Annotated in this window: 16 protein-coding genes; 7 read left to right on the plus strand and 9 right to left on the minus strand. The window is 68.8% G+C overall.

Translation table 11 applies throughout. The features are described from left to right. Window positions 1–29 precede the first annotated feature (29 nt). From A6A40_RS18660 to A6A40_RS18675, 4 genes are read left to right on the plus strand one after another with little or no spacing between them, the layout of a single operon-like run. Window positions 30–1,154 (plus strand): LLM class flavin-dependent oxidoreductase, encoded by a 1,125-nt coding sequence (locus A6A40_RS18660; protein WP_108547415.1) that lies wholly within the window; start codon window positions 30–32, stop codon window positions 1,152–1,154. A 55-nt stretch (window positions 1,155–1,209) separates the two neighbouring features. Continuing rightward, window positions 1,210–1,995 (plus strand): class II aldolase/adducin family protein, encoded by a 786-nt coding sequence (locus A6A40_RS18665; RefSeq protein WP_108547416.1) that lies wholly within the window; start codon window positions 1,210–1,212, stop codon window positions 1,993–1,995. 34 nt (window positions 1,996–2,029) lie between these two features. Continuing rightward, window positions 2,030–3,016, plus strand: coding sequence for an ABC transporter substrate-binding protein (locus tag A6A40_RS18670; protein ID WP_108547417.1), 987 nt, complete (start codon window positions 2,030–2,032; stop codon window positions 3,014–3,016). 30 nt (window positions 3,017–3,046) lie between these two features. Then, a complete protein-coding gene (locus tag A6A40_RS18675; protein ID WP_108547418.1) occupies window positions 3,047–4,252 on the plus strand; it encodes an acyl-CoA dehydrogenase family protein in 1,206 nt (401 codons plus the stop codon). 161 nt (window positions 4,253–4,413) lie between these two features. Here the strand turns inward: A6A40_RS18675 and A6A40_RS18680 are convergent, their stop codons facing one another. From A6A40_RS18680 to A6A40_RS18720, 9 genes are all read right to left on the minus strand, one after another. Continuing rightward, window positions 4,414–5,505 carry a peroxidase-related enzyme gene (locus tag A6A40_RS18680; protein ID WP_108547419.1) on the minus strand — a complete coding sequence of 364 codons (1,092 nt, stop codon included), beginning with the start codon at window positions 5,503–5,505 and terminating at the stop codon, window positions 4,414–4,416. Beyond that, entirely contained in the window at window positions 5,502–6,983 is a 1,482-nt protein-coding gene (locus A6A40_RS18685) for an NAD(P)-binding domain-containing protein (RefSeq protein ID WP_108547420.1), read from the minus strand. The genes A6A40_RS18680 and A6A40_RS18685 overlap by 4 nt, the downstream gene beginning before the upstream one ends. A gap of 80 nt (window positions 6,984–7,063) precedes the next feature. Continuing rightward, on the minus strand, window positions 7,064–7,792 hold the full coding sequence (locus A6A40_RS18690; RefSeq protein ID WP_108547421.1) for an ABC transporter ATP-binding protein: 729 nt from the start codon (window positions 7,790–7,792) through the stop codon (window positions 7,064–7,066). Window positions 7,793–7,806: 14 nt separating this feature from the next. Then, entirely contained in the window at window positions 7,807–8,712 is a 906-nt protein-coding gene (locus A6A40_RS18695) for an ABC transporter ATP-binding protein (protein WP_108547422.1), read from the minus strand. A 7-nt stretch (window positions 8,713–8,719) separates the two neighbouring features. Further along, window positions 8,720–10,558 (minus strand): ABC transporter permease, encoded by a 1,839-nt coding sequence (locus tag A6A40_RS18700; RefSeq protein WP_108548017.1) that lies wholly within the window; start codon window positions 10,556–10,558, stop codon window positions 8,720–8,722. Window positions 10,559–10,578: 20 nt separating this feature from the next. Further along, the gene (locus tag A6A40_RS18705) at window positions 10,579–11,760 is read right to left on the minus strand and encodes an ABC transporter substrate-binding protein (protein ID WP_108547423.1); all 1,182 of its coding nucleotides are present in this window, start codon (window positions 11,758–11,760) and stop codon (window positions 10,579–10,581) included. A 30-nt stretch (window positions 11,761–11,790) separates the two neighbouring features. After that, window positions 11,791–12,981 carry an ABC transporter substrate-binding protein gene (locus A6A40_RS18710; protein WP_108547424.1) on the minus strand — a complete coding sequence of 397 codons (1,191 nt, stop codon included), beginning with the start codon at window positions 12,979–12,981 and terminating at the stop codon, window positions 11,791–11,793. A 175-nt stretch (window positions 12,982–13,156) separates the two neighbouring features. Then, the gene (locus tag A6A40_RS18715; protein WP_108547425.1) at window positions 13,157–13,336 is read right to left on the minus strand and encodes a hypothetical protein; all 180 of its coding nucleotides are present in this window, start codon (window positions 13,334–13,336) and stop codon (window positions 13,157–13,159) included. A 192-nt stretch (window positions 13,337–13,528) separates the two neighbouring features. Continuing rightward, window positions 13,529–14,248 (minus strand): GntR family transcriptional regulator, encoded by a 720-nt coding sequence (locus A6A40_RS18720; RefSeq protein WP_108547426.1) that lies wholly within the window; start codon window positions 14,246–14,248, stop codon window positions 13,529–13,531. 338 nt (window positions 14,249–14,586) lie between these two features. Between A6A40_RS18720 and A6A40_RS18725 the strand changes: the two genes are divergently transcribed. The 3 genes from A6A40_RS18725 to A6A40_RS18735 are packed head-to-tail and all read left to right on the plus strand — an operon-like array spanning window position 14,587 to window position 17,111. Next, window positions 14,587–15,297 carry an ABC transporter ATP-binding protein gene (locus tag A6A40_RS18725; protein ID WP_236783952.1) on the plus strand — a complete coding sequence of 237 codons (711 nt, stop codon included), beginning with the start codon at window positions 14,587–14,589 and terminating at the stop codon, window positions 15,295–15,297. Between the two features lie 51 nt (window positions 15,298–15,348). After that, window positions 15,349–16,368, plus strand: coding sequence for an ABC transporter substrate-binding protein (locus A6A40_RS18730; RefSeq protein WP_108547428.1), 1,020 nt, complete (start codon window positions 15,349–15,351; stop codon window positions 16,366–16,368). Beyond that, window positions 16,368–17,111 (plus strand): ABC transporter permease, encoded by a 744-nt coding sequence (locus tag A6A40_RS18735; protein WP_108547429.1) that lies wholly within the window; start codon window positions 16,368–16,370, stop codon window positions 17,109–17,111. Before A6A40_RS18730 ends, A6A40_RS18735 begins: the two co-directional genes overlap by 1 nt. Window positions 17,112–17,124: the final 13 nt, after the last annotated feature.

A 17,124-nucleotide genomic window follows, 5' to 3' on the forward strand; every position in this document is an offset into this window, starting at 1 on the left:
GCCAGCCATAAACCAAGGGGACCATCGCCATGACCGCCACCCACAGCACGTCGGCCCATCCGCTCCGCTTCGTCGGCTTCGTCGGCAACCACAATGCGTCGGAGATCATCCCGCGCCAGGGTCCGGTGGTGGACCGCGACTATATCGAGACGGTCGCCAAGGCGCATGAGCTGGGTGGCTTCGATTCGGTGCTCCAGGCCTTCCATGCCGATGCGCCGGACAGCCTTCAGGTCAGCCAGCACATCACCAGTGTCACCGACCGGCTGGGCGTGCTGATCGCCCACCGTCCCGGCTTCCAGGCGCCGACCATCCTGGCCCGCCAGCTCGCCACGCTCGACCAGTTGAGCCGCGGCCGCGTCGCCATCAACGTCATCACCGGCGCCGAGCGCAGCGAGCTCGCCCGCGACGGCAACACGGTGGACGACAAGGACGACCGCTATGCCCGCACGTCGGAATTCCTCGACATCGTCCGCGCCGAATGGACCAGCGACACGCCCTTCGACTATCAGGGCCGCTTCTATCAGGTCGAGAAGGCCTTCTCGCAGGTGAAGCCCTACAACGCGTCGGGCATTCCGGTTTGGATCGCCGGCGCCTCCACCGCGGCCGTCGAGGTGGCTGGACGCCATGCCGACACCTATGCGGTGTGGGGCGAGACCCACGATCAGGTGCGCGAGCTGCTGGCCCGCGTCCGTGCCGCCGTCGCCAAGGCGGGCCGTCCGCAGCCGGCCTTCAGCCTGTCGCTGCGCCCGATCCTGGCCGACACCGAGGACGCCGCCTGGGCCAAGGCCGAGGCGATCTATGAGAAGGCCAAGGCGCTGCTGGAGAAGACCGGCTTCACCCGCGGCGACCTGCCGAACAACGAGGGTGCCCGCCGCCTGCTCGCCATCGCCGACCGGGGCCATCGCCACGACAAGCGCCTGTGGACCGCCATCGCCGCCCTGACCGGAGCCAAGGGCAACTCCACCTCGCTGGTCGGCACGCCGGATCAGGTCGCCGACGCCCTGCTCGACTATCACGACCTCGGCGTCACCACCTTCCTGATCCGTGGCTTCGACCCGCTGCCCGACGCCATCGCCTATGGCCGGGAGCTGTTGCCGCGCGTCCGCCAGCTGGTGGCCGAGCGCCAGCGCGCCCAGGCCGTCGCGGCGGAGTGATGGCGCGGGATGCCCGCAACGGCCATCACCCCCTTTCCCGAAGGAGCCCCTCGCGATGACCCACATCCAACCAAGACCGCGCAAGTTCTGGCCGCCGGTCGATCCGGTCAGCCACACCAGCGCCGAGGAGGAGCGGCGGCACCGCAAACAGCGGCTGGCCGCCACCTTCCGCCTGTTCGGCCGCTACGGCTTCGACCAGGGGCTGGCCGGCCATGTCACCGCGCGGGATCCGGAACATCCCGACCGCTTCTGGATCAACCCACTGGGCCAGCATTTCCGAACCATCCGGGTGTCGGACCTGCATCTGGTCGATGGCGACGGCAATATCCTCCAAGGCGACCGCGCCATCAACCAGGCCGGTTTCACCATCCATTCGGCCATCCACCGGGCCCGCCCCGACGTGGTGGCCGCTGCCCACACCCACTCGACCTATGGCAAGGCATGGTCGGCACTCGGCCTGCCACTGGCCCCGCTGAGCCAGGATTCGGCCGCTTTCTACGACGATCAGGTGATCTTCGACCCCTATTCCGGCGTCGTCCTGACCGAGGCCGAGGGCAAGCGGCTGGTGGAATCGCTGGGCGACAAGAAGCTGGCGATCCTGAAGAATCACGGGCTGCTGACCGTCGGCCCGAGCGTCGAGGCGGCGGCCTGGTGGTTCATCAGCGCCGACAACGCCGCCCATACCCAGTTGCTGGCGGAGGCCGCCGGACGGCCCCAGCCCATCGAGCATGAGACGGCCCTGCTGACCCGCTCGCAGGTGGGGACCCATCAGGGCGGTGCCTTCAACTTCCACCCCTTGTGGGAATGGATCGTCGCGGCCGAACCCGACCTGCTCGACTGATCCAGTGCCCATCCTTCGCGAAAGCACCCGAACGATGACCGCGAACACAGCTCTCTCCCGCCGTGGCCTGATCGCCGCCGGCGCCCTCACGCTCGCCGCCCCCTTCGTCCTGCGCCGCCGGGCGGTGGCGGCGGAGCCGCTGCGCCTGTCCTGGAATGCCGGCGCCGTCTGCTTCTCCGCTGTGCCGCTGGCCTTCCAGCTCGACCTGTTCAAGAAGCATGGGCTGGAGGTCGAGCTGATCAACTTCACCGGTTCCACCGACCAGCTGTTGGAAGCCATCGCCACCGGCAAGGCCGATGCCGGTGTCGGCATGGCTCTGCGCTGGCTGAAACCGCTGGAGCAGGGCTTCGACGTGAAGATCTCCGCCGGCCTGCATGGCGGCTGCATGCGGCTGTTCGGGGCGAAGGAAGCGGGGGTGAAGACGGTCCTGGACCTGCCCGGCAAGACCATCGGCGTCAGCGACATGGCCAGCCCGTCGAAGAACTTTTTCTCCGTCGTGCTGACGAAGTTCGGCATCGATCCCAACAAGGACGTCGAATGGCGTCAGTTCCCCGCCGACCTGCTGGGGCTGGCGGTGGAGAAGGGTGAAATCCATGCCATCGCCGACGGCGACCCGCTGGTCTGGCGCCACACCAAGGACCCGCGGATGGCGGAGATCACCAACAATGTCTGCGGCGAGTTCGCGACCCGCACCTGCTGCCTCGTCGGCGTGCGCGGCAGCCTGCTGCGCGACAACCGCCCGGCGGCCAAGGCGCTGACCACGGCGCTGATCGAGGCTCAGCACGCCGCCTATGCAGACCTGCGCGCCGCCGCCGCAGCCTACGCCCCCTTCGCTCCGAAATTCCCGGTGGAGGAGCTGGAGGCGATGCTGCGCAGCCACGCCCACAACGTCACCCCCACCGGCGACGAGTTGCGCCAGCAGCTGGCGCTCTACACCGACGAGTTGAAGAGCGTGTCGGTCATCAAGCGCTCCACCGACAGCCAGCGCTTCGCCGGCCGCATCACGGTCGATCTCGCCTGATCCATCCCCACTGAAGCGGACCAGCCTGCCATGCCCTTCGACGACCTGCCCTTTCCGCCCGCTCCCTTCGGTGAAGCCGGCACTGCTCCGGCAGTCGATCCGTCGCTCATCTCCGCTCTGTCGGCGGAGTTCGCGCTGCGCGCCGCCGAACATGACGCCGCCGCCAGCTTCCCGTTCGAGAATTTCGAACGGCTGGCAGGCGAAGGGATTCCGGCGCTGGTCACGCCGAAAGCGGCGGGCGGCAAGGGCGGCGGGCTGGGGGATGCGCTGGAGGTGGTGAACGGCATCGCCCGCGGCGAACCCTCCACCGCGCTGGTTCTGGTGCTGCAATACGTCATCCACAACCAGCTCTGGCGCGGCCCGGCGTGGCCGGAGGCGCTGCACGAGCGGATCGCCCGTTCGGCAGCGACCGACGGCGCCCTGATCAACATCCTACGGGTGGAGCCGGAACTGGGCACCCCCCACCGCGGCGGCCTGCCGGCGACGGTGGCGCGCAAGGTGCCGGGGGGCTGGCGCCTCTCGGGCACCAAGATCTACTCCACCGGCATTCCGGCGCTGTCCTGGCTCGGGGTCTGGGCGCGCACAGACGATATAGAACCGCTTGTCGGCACCTGGGTGGTCCCGCGCGGTGCCGGGCTGGCGGAGCAGGGGATCGAGGTGCGGGAGACCTGGAATCACATCGGCATGCGGGCCAGCGGCAGCCACGAGGTGGTGTTCCGTGACGTCTTCGTCCCCGACGATCATGCCGGCGAGCTGCGCCCGCCCGCCGGCTGGGCCGCCCCCGACGCGGCGGCCACCGCCTGGATGGCCACCCTGTTCAGCGGCGTCTACGACGGCATCGCCCGCTCGGCCCGCGACTGGCTGGTCGGCTTCCTGCACGCCCGCAAGCCGACCGGGCTGAATGGCGCGTCGCTCGCCACTGTCCCGCGTCTGCAGGAAGCGCTGGGCGGGATCGAGGCACTGCTGCTGACCAACCGCATCCTGCTGCGTTCGCTGTCGGCGGCGGTGGATGGCGGCTCCCCGCCTTCGTCCAGCGATGCCCTGCTGGTGAAATACACGGTGACCAACAACGCCATCGACGCGGTGGCGCGGGCGCTGGAGGTCACCGGCAATCCCGGCCTGTCGCGCGACAATCCGCTGGAGCGCCATCATCGCAACGTTCTGTGCGCCCGCGTCCATGCCCCGCAGAACGACATGATCCTGACCGGTGCCGGACGCGCCGCCCTTGCGGGATAATCACTCGGCAAAGCCGGGGCCGTTCGCTCTCGGTTTGATTGCGGAAGCAGAAAGGCCCTTGCCGGACACGCGTTCTTCGGCGTCCTTCCGACAAGATCACCGCCTGCTGCCGAAGCGGGGGAGGGGCGCCGGCCGGCGCCCGCGTGACGGCACAGTGCCGATCAGCGCACAGGCTCCCCCAAGCTCAGCATAAGGCGGTTGGCCCAGGCGAAGATCGCAACCGCCAGGATCAGGTCGAGGGTTTCGCCATCGTCCAATCCAGCTCGGCGAAGGTCTGCGACATCCTCCGCCGACAGGAAAGCCGGCGTGCCCGTCAGCCGGGCAGCGGCAACGGAGAGTGCCTGCCGCCGCGGGTCGCTCAGACCACCGATCCCATGCGCGAATAGCGCATCGATTTCGTCCCTGCCGCCGGTCAACTCGACGAAGCGGCGGGCATGGACGGAGGCGCAATAAACGCAGCCGTTCAATACCGACTCAACGGCGGTCGCCAGTTCGCGCTCCGCCCGCGGCAGGCCGCGCGGGGCGTACATGATGCCGTTGAACAGCGGCGTGCGATGGAGAAGCGCCTCGGGCTCATGCGCCAGCACCAGCGAATAGGCGCCGATGGCCGTGTTCGACGGCGTCACCGCCAGCGCCACACGCTGCTCCTCGGTCGCCTGCTCCAGCAGAACGGGGAGGAGCCACGGCTTCCAATCCAGGACGTCGGTGGTGAAGCCGATCGCCGGATCGGCCGGAACCGGCGGCGCGGACGGCAGATCGGCTTGCCGTTGGACCGCGCCTCCCGCCTTCAACGCGTTCAGTCCGGCCAGCAACCGGACTTGATAGTTCACCAGTGCGATCAGTTGCGACAGCGCGACGATGCCATGGGCATCCAGCCCCACCGCCTCCAGTGCCCTCAGATGTTCCGGCCGGGAGTCGCGCGGGGAGAGGGTGACACGCTCCGCATGGGCGATCAGGGCCGGGCGTGCATCGGCACCGGCGGCAAGCCTGCGGTAATGAGCGGCAAGCGCCTCATCCCCGGCCAGCGCGGCAATGCGTTCCGCCACCGCTGCGCGCTCGGCGGCGGGAAACAGACCGGGATGACGAGGCGCGAGCAGGGCGTCGTGGGCCGCCTGGGTGCGGGCGCGGACCTCCGCCCGGCGGGCACGCAGAGCGAGCAAAGCAGAGGAGGCGGACAGGCCGGCCAGCCGGTCGATCAGGTCGGGAACCGCGTGGGCAATGTCGCCGGCGGCGCCGGTGGTGGTGGCGCTCATTGGAAATCCTCCGCTTCGGTCCATTCGTCGCCCAGCAGTTCCGGCGTGTCGAACTCGACCAGCCGCTGCCAGTGGTGATCGTAATCCTCGGTGAACAGGGCCGCCGTGATGCTGTCGGCCAGACGCTCCGCCCCGGCGCTGATACCGGGGATATCGCCGGTCACCTTGCCGTGGCTCAGCACCGCGGCGTAGTTGAAGGCATGGATGCGGTTCAGCCAGGGCGCCTCGCCGGGGCTGCGTTCCAGGAACTCGAAATCGGCGCCGAGATAGGGATGCAGCGCGAAATCGCTCTCCTCCCGGCCGGCCAGGACGTAGCGGTCGCGCCACAGCAGGGTGTGGCGGGCGATTTCGGCCAGTTCCGGCCGTTGCGCCCAGTCCACGGCAAAGCCGGTGGCGAGGATGACATGGTCGACCGTCACCATTCCACGTCCGGTGCGCAGCACCAGGCGGTCACCGTCCGGCTCGGCCGCTTCGATCGGGCAGTGGGTCAGCAGGGCGAAGTTTGGATGACGCGAACAGCGCAGCATGGAATTGTGCGGCGCCGGCACGCCGGTCTCGGCGATATACTGGTTGTAGGCCCAGCGCCGCTCGTCCGACTGGGCGTGGAAGCCCAGAACCATGCCGGGATGACCGGCGCCCAGCCCCTTGTTGATGCGCGGCAGCTCCGCCCGGCGGACCAGCATGTAGACTTTGGCCGCTCCGTGCTCCAGCGCCTCCGCGGCGTTGTCCACCGCCCCGGCGCCGGCACCGAGCACCGCCACGCTCTTGCCCTTCAGCGCCGCGAAGCCGACCGGCTCGTGGGCATGGCTCCAGAACCGCTTGTCAACCGCCCTCCAGAAGGACGGGACGAAAGGACCGCCCAGCCCGTCGCGCCCGTTGGCCAGGATCACCCGGCGCGCACGCACCCGCCGCGGCCCCTCCGGACCGACGAGGTCGAGCATCACGCCATCGGCATCGCCGGAAATCGCGGTCAGCGCGGTGTCGTTCTGCACCGGCGGGTTGGTGACGCGCCGGTACCAGTTCAGGTAATCGAGCCATTGCAGACGTGGGATGCGGTGCAGCGCCTCCCAGGCGGCAGGACCGAACTGCGCCTCGAACCAGGCACGGAAAGTCAGGTTGGCAAAGCCCAGCGCCGGCCCGGTCAAGGTCTTCGGCGAGCGCAGCGTCTCCATGCGGGCGTAGGTCGCCCACGGCCCCTCGCGTCCGGCGGGTGCCCGGTCGAACAACCGGATGTTGGAGATGCCCACCTTGCGCAGGGCGAAGGCGGCAGTCAACCCGGCCATCCCGGCGCCGACGATGGCGACGTCCAGCACGCCGTCGCGCGCCGGCACCCAGTCGGCCGGCGGCAGGGCGAGAACGTCGAGATCACGGGCAAGCCGCGCCTCCAACTCCGCCAGGGAACGGGGGCCAGGGTCGGTTGCGGGGTCGGTTGCGGCGGCTGTCACGTCGGCAGGCAAAGCGGAATTGTCCTTGGTCATCGGAAAAAGGGTCCTCTCCATGGTGGGGTGCCGCGTTGCGCGGCTGTTGTCCTATTGGTCTCTACCCCTGGAGCAAGTTTTCAGGCCGCCTGGGCACCGCCCAGATAGGCGTCACGGATCTGCGGGTCGCGGGCGAGGTCGGCGGCGGCCCCTGACAGCACGATGCGCCCGGTCTGCAGCACATAGCCGCGGTGGGCGATCTGCAGGGCGAGGCTGGCGTTCTGTTCCACCATGAAAATACTGACGCCCTGCCGGTTGATGGTCTGGATCATCTCCAGCACGCGATCGACATGCAGGGGCGACAGGCCCATGGTGGGCTCGTCCATCACGATCAGCCGGGGACGGCCCATCAGGGCGCGGGCCATCGCCACCATCTGCTGCTCGCCGCCAGACAGGGTGCCGGCCTGCTGCGCATGGCGCTCGCGCAGCTTGGGGAACAGGTCGAGGACGCCGTCGTAATCCTCCGCCACCGCCTTGGAATCGCTGCGGGTGTAGGCGCCCATCAGGACATTCTCGCGCACCGTCATGGTGCCGAACAGGCGGCGGGATTCGGGCACCGAGCCGATACCGCGCCGGACGATCTGCGGCGTGGTCAGGCCGGTCAGCGGCTGCCCGTCGAAGACCACCTGTCCGGAGCGCGGCTTCAGCAGCCCCAGGATGATCTTCATCGTGGTGGATTTGCCGCTGGCGTTGCCGCCCAGCAGGCAGACGATCTGCCCGCGCGGCACCTCCAGCGACAGGTCGAAATGGACCTGCACCGGCCCGTAGAAGCTGTTCACGCGGTCGAGCCGCAGCAAGGCGTCGGTCATTGTCCCGCCTCCCCTCAATGCGCGACCAGAATGCGGGAGGCGTCGCCCTCCGCATCCGGCCCGATGTCCTGGTTCGCGAAGTCCTGGTTCGCGGCGCCGACCGCCTTGTGGCCGAGATAGGCTTCGATCACCGCCGGATCGCCGGCGACGGCAGCCGGCAGCCCCTCGGCGATGCGGGCGCCATGGTCCATCACCACCACCCGGTCGGACAGCTGCATCACCAGATCCAGCTTGTGCTCGATCAGCAGGATGGTCAGGCCGCGCGCCTTCAGGCCGCGGATGATCTCCAGCATCTCCGCCGTCTCGGTCGGGTTCATGCCGGCGGTCGGCTCGTCCAGCAGCAGCAGGCGGGGATGCAGGGCCAGCGCGCGGGCGATCTCCACCCGGCGGCGGTTGGCGTAGGACAGGCTGTGCGCCGGCTTGTCGAGGCGCGGAGTCAGCCGCTCGCCGAACATCCGGACGATCTCCTTCGCCTCGGCGCGCAGCCGCTCCTCCTCGGCCCGGACCGACGGTGGGCGGATCAGCGCCAGCACCAGTTCCACCAGCGGTCCCACCACCGGAATCCGCGGCTTCACCGCCCGCAGCCGGGTGTGGGCGCCGACCAGCACATTGTCGAGCACGCTGAGATTGCCGAACACCCGGCCGTGCTGGAAGCTGCGGGCGAGCCCGAGAGCGGCCAGCCGCTCGGCGGACAGGCCGGTGACGTCGCGCCCCTCGAAGGTGACGGACCCCGCATCCGGCGCGTCGAGCCCGGAAATCAGGTTGAACAGGGTGGTCTTACCGGCACCGTTCGGGCCGATGATGCTGACCAGCTCCCCCTCCCCCACCGTCAGCGACAGGCCGTTGACCGCGGTCAGCCCGCCGAAGCGGCGGGTCAGGCCGGCGATCTCAAGCAGAGGTTTCTTCGGTTCGTTCGCCATGGCGTCCTCACACCGTTCCCAGAAGGCCCTGCGGGCGGAAGCGGATCAGCAGCAGCAGGACGACGCCGTAGATCAGCATGCGGTATTCGGCCGCCGCACGGAACAGCTCCGGCAGCCCGACCAGCACCGCCGCGCCCAGCACAGCCCCGGCGACATTGCCGAGCCCGCCGAGGATGACCATGGTCAGCGCCAGCATCGACACCGGCGCCGGGAAGGTCTCGTGGTTGATGTAGGAGTAGAAATGCGCCATCAGCGCGCCGCCCACCCCCGCAACGAATCCGGCCACCGCAAAGGCCAACCCCTTGTAGCGGTTGAGGTCGACGCCGTAGGAGCGCGCCGCCACGTCGTCCTCGCGGATCGCCCGCAGCGTGCGGCCGAGATGGGAGTTCAGCAGGCGGGATTGCAGGGCGGCGAAGGCAAGCAGGATGATCAGCGGCACCCAATAGACCCATTGCCCGCTGACAAGCGGCTTGCCCGCCACCGACAGCGGCGGAATGCCGGTGACGCCGATCGGGCCGCGGGTCAGGCTTTCCCAATTGAGGATGACCAGCGTCACGATCTCCCCCACCGCCAGCGTGGCGATGGAGACGTAATGGCCGCGCAGCCGGAAGGCGGGATAGACCAGCGCGGTGCCCAGCGCCGCCGCCACCAGCCCGGCCAGCGGCACCGCCAGCAGCACCGGCACCCCGGCATCGAGCGCGAGCAGCGAGGAGGCATAGGCGCCGATGGCGAGCAGCCCGGCATGGCCGAGCGACACCTGCCCGACCGTCCCGGCGACCAGCGTCAGGCTGAGCGCCAGCAGGGCGTAGAGCCATGCGTTGCCCAGCGTCTGCAACAGATAGGGCTGCTGCACGGCCAGCGGCAGGGCAAGCGCCAACGCGGCCAGCGTCCACACCGCCCATTTCGGCAGGACCAGCGGCCGGCTGGGGGCGATGAAGGTTCCGGTCAGCGGCTCCGGCGGCAGGCGGCGGGTGCCTGCGAACAGGCCGTTGGGCCGCAGAACCAGGATCAGGATCAGCGCCACGAAGGCGAACAGGTTGCGGTAGCTGGTGCCGAACAGCGCGATGCCGTAGCTCTCGATCAGGCCCAGCAGCAGGCTGCCGGCGATGGCGCCCGGCACATTGCCGACGCCGCCGATCAACTGAGCGACGATGCCCTTCAACCCGGCCTGGAAGCCCATGTTGGGGTCGATGGTGTTGTAATACATGCCGACCAGCAGGCCGCTGACCCCGCCCAGCGCCGAGGCGATGGCAAACACCGTGCGGTTCACCTTGTCGACGTCGACGCCGCACTGCTGCGCCGCGTCGCGGTCGAGCGCCGTCGCCCGCACCGCCCAGCCCAGCTTGGTGAAGCGCAGGAAGCCGTAGAGCAGGGCAGCACTGCCGACGCCCACCCCGGCGATCAGCAGGTCGAGCGCGCCGATGCTGCCGCCGCCGATGGCGATGCGCCATGTCGGCAGCTGGGTCGGCAGCGCGCGCGGGTCGGGGCTGAACAGCAGCTGCGCCGACTGGTCGAGCACCACCGACAGGCCGATGGTGGCGAGCAGCGGGGCGATGCGCGGAGCGTTGCGCAGCGGACGCAGGCCCACCCGCTCGATCACCGCCCCAAGCAGCCCGCAGCCGGCGGCCACCACGACGAAGGTCAGCGGCAGCGGCAGGTTCAGCTTCGTCACGCACAGCCAGCCGATATAGGCGCCGACCATGTAGACCGAGCCATGGGCGAAGTTGATCAGGTGCGAGACGCCGAAGATCAGCGCCAGACCGACGGCCAGCAACGCATAGATGTTGCCGATGACCAGCCCGTTGATGGTGTAATCGAGCCACGGGCCGAGAGTGGTGGGAAGCACGATGGTCGGTCCTTCCGGCGTCAGTTCGCGGCCTTGACGGCCACCGGTTCCCACAGGGTGAAGGCGCCGTTCTTCACGACGAGCCGCGTGCTCAGCGGCTTGTCGACGCGGCGGGTCTGGGGATCGAGACGGACGGTGCCGTAGACCACGCTCGGCGCGTCCTTGACGGTGGCGAGCCCATCGCGGAGGGCGGTGCGGTCGGTGCCGCTCTGCCGGATCACGGTCGCCAGCAGCAGCAGCGCGTCATAGGCGCGGCTGGAATAGGCATCCGGCTCCAGCCCGTATTTGCCGGTGTAGGCCTTGACGAAGGTCTGCACCTCCGGCCGCGGGTCGCCGGGGAAGAAGGGGGTGGTGGTGTGGACGCCCTCGACCGCCGCGCCGCCCAGTTCCAGGAACTTGGGCGAATAGACCGACCCGGCAGCGACCACCGGCTGGGTCAATCCGGCCTCGCGCAGCTGGCGGGTGATCTGGGCGCCGTCGGCATAGTAGGAGACCAGCACGATGCCGTCCGGCTTGGTGTCGCGCACCCGGACCAGGGCGGAACGGAAATCCTTCTCGTCGGCCAGATAGCCCTCGGCGCCGACCACCTCCGCCCCCCGCTCCTTGGCGGCCTTTGCGAACAGGTCCTTGCTGGTGCGGCCCCAGTCGTTGTTGATGAACAGCAGGGCGACGCGCTTCAGACCCAGCGCCGTCACCGCGTAGTCGGCCAGGACCGGCATCTCCTCCGCCTGGTTGAGCGCGTTGCTCCAGATGAAATCGCCGCCCCTGGTGAAGTCGGGGTGCGAGTTGGTGAAGCCGAACTGCACCAGCCCACCAGTCTGGTAGATCGGCGAAGCCGCCATCGACGCCGCGCTGGTGAAATCGCCCAGTTCGGCGACGATGCGGCTGTCGGCGACGAACTTGCGGGCGATGGCGACGGTCTGCTTGGGATCGCTCTGGCTGTCTTCGAACTGCACACGCAGCGGACGGCCTTGGATGCCGCCGCCGGCATTCACCTGCTCCAGCGCCAGATCGAAGCCGCGCTGCCACTGCGCGCCATACTGCGCATACTGGCCGGTCAGCGGCCCGCTGACGCCGAGCACCACAGGCTCCTTCGCCGGATCGGCGGGCTGCGAGAAGGCCGGCTGGACGACCCCGAGGGCGGTCAGCAGCGACAGGGTGCCGGCGACGAGCGCGGTGGAGCGAAGGATAAGATCGAGCATGGAAATGGCTTTCATACGCTGAAATTCGGATCAGTTGGTGGCGGCGGGGATGCTGCCGTCCCAGAGGGTGAAGGCGCCGTCCCTGACCACCAGCTTGACGTTGCGCACGCCGGACACGCGGCGCGTCTCGGGATCGAAGGTCGCCTTGCCGAAGATGACGCTGGGGATGTCCTTGACGCGGGGGAAGGCGTCGCGGATCGCGGTGCGGTCGGTGCCGCCCTCCTCGATCACCCGCTGCGCCACCAGCACCGCGTCATAGGCGTAAGCGGAAAAAGCGTCCGGCTCCTCCTGGTACTTCGTACGGTAGGCGGCGACGAAGCCCTGCACCTCCGGACGAGGTTCGGCTGGAAAGAAGTTGGCGCGGGTGTGGACGCCGTTGACCGCCTCGCCGCCCAGTTCGAGAAATTTCGGCGAATAGACGGATCCCACCGCGACCACCGGCTGGGTGAGGCCGACCGGCTTCAGCTGCCGGGCGATGGCCGCCCCGTCGGCATAGTAGGAGATCAGGACGATGCCGTCGGGATTGGCCTCGCGCACCCGCACCAGGGTGGAGCGGAAGTCCTTCTCGTCGGGCAGATAACCCTCGGCGGCGACGACCTCCGCCCCGCGTTCCTTCGCCGCCTTGACGAAGATGTCCTTGCTGGTGCGGCCCCAGTCGGTGTTGAGGTGCAGCACCGCCAGCCGCTTGAGCTTCAGCGAGGTGACGGCGAAATCGGCGACGTTCGGCTGCTCCTCCGCCTGGCTGATGGAATTGCTCCAGATGAAGTCGCCGCCCTTGGTGAAGTCGGGGTGCGAGTTGGTGAAGCCGAACTGCACCAGCCCGGCCCGCTGATAAATCGGCGAGGCGGCCATCGACGCCGGGCTGGAGAAGTCGCCCAGCTCGATCAGGATCTTCGGGTCGGCGACGAATTTCTGGGCGATGGCGATGGACTGGCGCGGATCGTTCTGGCTGTCCTCGAACACGTAGCGCAGCGGACGGCCCTTCACCCCGCCGGCGGCATTGATCTGGTCGAGCGCCAGGTCAAAGCCCTTCTTCCACTGCGCTCCATATTGGGCGCTGGGACCGGTCAACGGCCCGCTGACCCCGAACCACAGCGGCTCGCCGGTCACCTCCGCCGCAGTCGCCAGCCCGCTGGACATCATGGTCATGCAGCCGAGCGCCAGGCCCCCGGCCACGGTGTTGAACAGCATGGAACGCCGCGAAAGGACAGGCCGGGACATGGCATCGTCTCCAAAATGGCTCAGGGGCTCGAATTCGAAAAAGGCCGCCGCCCGGCACCGGGGCGTGGACCCGTTGACGGGCGGCGGCTTCAGGCACGGGAGGACGGGACACCGGCGGAGCGGAGCGCCGGAAGGACATTGGTCGCTGCGCCCGCCTTCGTCCTGACGGCCACGATCAGAAATCGTAACCGCCACCGGCCCCGGCCGGTGCAGCCGGGGACTTCGGTTCCGGACGCTCGACGATCAGCGCCTCGGTGGTGATCAGCAGGCCGGCGACCGACGCCGCGTCCTGCAAGGCGATATCGTCACCGTCCGGCAGCGTGCCGACGCGGTCATGCAACTGACGGAACGGCATTCCTGATGTCTCCTCGGTTCGGGGCCGCCTGCGCCGCCCCGCAATCACCATGGAGGGATAGCATAATCACTCCGTATTCCTACTGTAAAGATAGTGATTATGATTTTTAATATACTAAATTTTTATGTTATTTCTGGCTGAGGCAGGAGAGCCCCTCATCGATGCCGGAGCGGTACCGGCCGCCACCCAAACCTACCCCTCCCAGCGATGGGACAGGATGAAGCTGTAGCGTTCGGACCGGATGTGGAACACCGAACGGTCGGCGCAGCCGCCGCCAATGAAAACGGAGCGGCGGTCCATCACCAGCACCGGCGCGCCCGCCGGCAGTCCAAGCGCAACCGCAACCTCCGCATCGGCGGCTGCCGCCTTCACCTCGATGTCGGCGCCGCCGACCGGCTTGCCGACGATGTCCTGCAGAATCCCGTAGATCGGCTTGTTTCCGGCCGCCTGCCAGACGACCGGCTCCAGGGCCGGCGGCAGCAGGCTGCGGCCCAGCGCCACCGGTTCGCCATCCACCAGATGCAGGCGGCAAACCTCCAGGCAGTGGGGGCCGAAATCCTCGCGCAGATCACGCGGCGTCGCGACGATCCGCGCGGATAAGGGCCGCATCGTGGCGTCCAGCCCCTGGAGGCGCAGCGATTCGTGGAAGCTGCGCAGGCGGTCGAGCGGATGCTGGACGCGCTTGCCCGCCGTGAACGTGCCCTTGCCCTTGCGGCGTTCGATCAGCCCGTCCGCCTCCAACCGGTCGAGCGCCAAACGGACCGTGACCCGGCTGACGCCAAAGCGGGCGCCGATCTCATTTTCCGTCGGCAGCCGTCCCGACGGCTCGAACAGACGCGCGGCGATCTCGTCGCGCAACCGGTCGGCAATCTGCCGGTACAGCGCCGTCGCATTGTTTCGCACCAGGGCCACCCTGCCCTCTCCTCTTCATTGACCGACCCGATCGACCGGCGGACGCGCCTTGATGCCACCTGCGACAGGGCGGCTCAAGCCAACATGCCCTCACGACACCGCCCGCGTGAATCCGATTCAATTCCCTAGTTGCCATGTATTTTATAATATGTATTATATTGTATTATCAAATGACGCTGGTTGGTTCGGGGGGAAGAACAAAAATGAGCAGTGGAATCCTCACCATTCCTTCCACCGCCGCTTATGCGGCCCCTCCTCGCAATGGCGCGGGCCTTCCGTCGAACGGCGCCGCTTTCCGGGTCGAGGCTGTGGATTTCGCCTATGACGGCACCCATCCGATGTTTCGGTCCCTGGCCTTGTCCGCCCGGCCGGGAGAGTTCGTGGCGCTGCTCGGCCCGTCGGGCTGCGGCAAGACCACGCTGCTGAACCTGCTGTCCGGCTTCCTGCCGCCCAGCTCCGGCCGCATCACCATCGACGGCGAAACGGTCACGCCGGAGATGCCGGCGCTCGGCTATGTCTTCCAGTCGCCGCAGCTGTTTCCCTGGCTGGATGTGCTCGACAATGTGCGGTTCGGCCTGCGGATGGCCGGCCGGCTGCCGGAGGCGGAGCAGCGGGACAAGGCGTTGGCGGCACTGGCGCTGGTCGGGCTGGAGGCCGCGGCCGGCAAGTTTCCCCACCAACTGTCGGGCGGCATGCAGCAGCGGGTGGCGCTGGCCCGTGCGCTGGTGCTGGAACCGCGCCTGCTGCTGATGGACGAGCCCTTCGCTGCGCTGGACGCCATCACCCGCGCCACTCTGAACGAGGAACTGCTGCGCCTGTGCGGCCGGCTTGGACAGACAGTCCTGTTCATCACCCACGACGTCGAGGAGGCGGTGTTCCTGGCCGACCGCGTCGTGCTGCTCGACATCGCCCCGGCCGGCATCCACAGCGAACTGGCCATCGACCTGCCCCGCCCGCGCCGCCTGCGCGAGACGCGGCGGCTTGAGCGCTTCACCACCCTGACCGACACGCTGCTGGAGCGGATTTCCGCCATCGTCGGCGCGGCGTGAGCCAAGCCCCGGAACATCCCCCTGCCAGCCCCGACCGAAAGGATATCGCGCATGAACCGGATGTTCGCCGCGGCTCTGTCCGCCGCCCTGTACGGCTCCATCGCCCTGCTCGCCGGCGTCGCCCCGGCCGGGGCCGCGACAACGGGCGAAAGCCGGCCGCTCCGGATCGGCTGGGTTTTCGCCATGGCCAACGCCCCGGCGCTGGTCGCCGACCGCAAGGGTTTCTATGCCGAAGAAGGCTTGACGGTGGAGGCAAAGCCCTTCGGCGACGGGCCGGTCATCCAGCAGGCGCTGGCTGCCGGTGAGCTGGACGTCGCCTATATCGGCGCGCCACCGGTCTACCAATGGGCGGCGCGCGGGCTGGACAGCCGCATCCTGGCCAAGGTCAATTACGGGCAGGCGGCGGTGATCGCCAACAATCCCGCCATCGCCAAGCTGTCCGACCTGCGCGGCCGCAAGGTCGCCGGAGTGGCGCGCGGCAGCGGGATGGACGTCTTGCTGCGCGGCATCGTGTTGAAGGAGACCGCCGACCTAGACCCCGACCGCGACCTGTCGGTGGTCTCCATGCCCGTCGGCAACATGAACGCCGCGCTCGACAGCGGCACGGTGGACGCCGCCTTCACCTGGGAACCCTTCATCAGCCAGCAGGTGCTGCGCGGTGCCGCGCATGTGCTGTTCGACGTCAACCAGGCGCTGCCCGGCTATCCCTGGTACGTGGTGATGGCGCCGAAGAAGACGCTGGCGGAACGGCCGGACGACGTGGTGAAGCTGCTGCGCGCCCATGCCAAGGCCATCGCCTGGCTGTCCGACCACCCGGCCGAAGGCGACGCCCTGATCGCCGAAGCCTTCAAGCTGGAGCCGGTGAAGCGCGCCGACGGCACGGAGATCGCCCCGGCCGCGGTCGCCGCAGAGGCGCGCAAGCGGCTGGGCTGGTCGGACCGGCTTGAGGACAGCGACCTCGCCTTCATACAGCGGCTGATGGACACATCGCTGGCGCTCGGCTTCATCCCGGCGCCGATGAAGGCGGCGGACATCGTCGATGGCTCCTACCTCCGCCGGGCGGGCCGCTGATGCGGACCCGGCTCTATGGCTGGGCGGCCTTTCCGGCGCTGCTGCTGGTCTGGAGTGCGGCCGCCTGGAACCTGCCGCCCTATGTCCTGCCGCAGCCCTGGGCGGTGGCGGCGGAGGCGGTGCGCTGGCTCGACAGCGGCCAGCTCGCCGCCCATGTCGGCGCCAGCCTGCTGCGCGAGGCCGGCGGCTTCGCCGTCGCCGTGCTGGGCGCGCTGGCGCTGGGTCTGGCCGGCGCGCTGTCGCCGGGCTTCCGCGCCTTTTCCGCCCCACTGACCGGCCTGTTCATGGCGATCCCGCCCATCGCCTGGGCGCCCCTGTCGATGATCTTCTTCGGGTTGGGCTATGTCGCCATCACCATGGTGATCGTGGTCGCTGCCCTGTTCCCGATGGCGGTGACGGTGCAGGAGGGCTTCCTCGCCATCCGCAACGGCAATCTGCGCGCCGCCCGCGTGCTGGGCGCCCGGCGCTGGCAGCTGATCCGTCACGTTTACCTGCCGGCCTCGTTGCCCTTCCTGACCGCGGCGCTGCGCATTGGCTTCAGCCAGGCGTGGCGGGCGCTGGTGGCCGCCGAGATGCTGGGCGCCTCGCAGGGGATCGGCTGGATGGTCGCGATGGGCGGCCAGATCGGCAACGCCACCCAGGTGCTGCTGGGCGTCGCCATCATCGGCATGACCGCCTGGATCACCGAAAGCCTCGTCTTCCGCCGCATCGAGCGGCGCTACCGCCACTGGCACCTCGCCTGACCCGAAAAACCGC

This window comes from Azospirillum humicireducens, assembly GCF_001639105.2.
Classification (GTDB): Bacteria; Pseudomonadota; Alphaproteobacteria; order Azospirillales; family Azospirillaceae; genus Azospirillum; species Azospirillum humicireducens.

What these genes read in the sequence shown, in the direction of transcription:
- A6A40_RS18660 (WP_108547415.1), top strand. Translation starts at nt 30, where the DNA reads ATGACCGCCACCCACAGCACGTCGGCCCATCCGCTCCGCTTCGTCGGC.
- A6A40_RS18665 (WP_108547416.1), top strand. Translation starts at nt 1,210, where the DNA reads ATGACCCACATCCAACCAAGACCGCGCAAGTTCTGGCCGCCGGTCGAT.
- A6A40_RS18670 (WP_108547417.1), top strand. Translation starts at nt 2,030, where the DNA reads ATGACCGCGAACACAGCTCTCTCCCGCCGTGGCCTGATCGCCGCCGGC.
- A6A40_RS18675 (WP_108547418.1), top strand. Translation starts at nt 3,047, where the DNA reads ATGCCCTTCGACGACCTGCCCTTTCCGCCCGCTCCCTTCGGTGAAGCC.
- A6A40_RS18680 (WP_108547419.1), bottom strand. Translation starts at nt 5,505, where the DNA reads ATGAGCGCCACCACCACCGGCGCCGCCGGCGACATTGCCCACGCGGTT.
- A6A40_RS18685 (WP_108547420.1), bottom strand. Translation starts at nt 6,983, where the DNA reads ATGACCAAGGACAATTCCGCTTTGCCTGCCGACGTGACAGCCGCCGCA.
- A6A40_RS18690 (WP_108547421.1), bottom strand. Translation starts at nt 7,792, where the DNA reads ATGACCGACGCCTTGCTGCGGCTCGACCGCGTGAACAGCTTCTACGGG.
- A6A40_RS18695 (WP_108547422.1), bottom strand. Translation starts at nt 8,712, where the DNA reads ATGGCGAACGAACCGAAGAAACCTCTGCTTGAGATCGCCGGCCTGACC.
- A6A40_RS18705 (WP_108547423.1), bottom strand. Translation starts at nt 11,760, where the DNA reads ATGCTCGATCTTATCCTTCGCTCCACCGCGCTCGTCGCCGGCACCCTG.
- A6A40_RS18710 (WP_108547424.1), bottom strand. Translation starts at nt 12,981, where the DNA reads ATGTCCCGGCCTGTCCTTTCGCGGCGTTCCATGCTGTTCAACACCGTG.
- A6A40_RS18715 (WP_108547425.1), bottom strand. Translation starts at nt 13,336, where the DNA reads ATGCCGTTCCGTCAGTTGCATGACCGCGTCGGCACGCTGCCGGACGGT.
- A6A40_RS18725 (WP_236783952.1), top strand. Translation starts at nt 14,587, where the DNA reads ATGTTTCGGTCCCTGGCCTTGTCCGCCCGGCCGGGAGAGTTCGTGGCG.
- A6A40_RS18730 (WP_108547428.1), top strand. Translation starts at nt 15,349, where the DNA reads ATGAACCGGATGTTCGCCGCGGCTCTGTCCGCCGCCCTGTACGGCTCC.
- A6A40_RS18735 (WP_108547429.1), top strand. Translation starts at nt 16,368, where the DNA reads ATGCGGACCCGGCTCTATGGCTGGGCGGCCTTTCCGGCGCTGCTGCTG.